We start from the raw sequence: 298 nt of genomic DNA, 5'->3' as shown, positions 1-298 counted from the left end.
ATTTCGTACTACCGGTTGTCGAAATGCCGCAAAAAATTCTGGATGTATGGCACAACGCCCAACGTATCCAACTTCCAAACGCCGCCAACCTCCAGCCCAACCCTGGGCGAAAGCTTGATGAACGGGCTGTCGAACAGGCGGAACAAGCACTGCTTGATATTCTCGCCAAACTGCGCGCGGGCACTGGCCACGATTTCAGACACTACAAGCGTGCCACGGTCTTACGCCGTATCGAACGGCGCATGCAGGTAACCACGCAGCCTGATTTGCCCGCCTATTATCGTTACATCTGTGAGCA

1 protein-coding gene is annotated in these 298 nt (G+C 54.4%); it reads left to right on the top strand.

Annotated features, from left to right (window positions below; translation table 11 throughout):
• A partial coding sequence (locus KMS84_RS39860) for a hypothetical protein (protein WP_256921542.1) occupies window positions 1-298 on the top strand: 298 nt, incomplete at both ends.

The sequence above is a fragment of the Streptomyces hilarionis genome (genome assembly GCF_024539675.1).
GTDB lineage: Bacteria > Actinomycetota > Actinomycetes > Streptomycetales > Streptomycetaceae > Streptomyces > Streptomyces hilarionis.
This window is presented reverse-complemented; position numbering and strand designations above follow the sequence as displayed.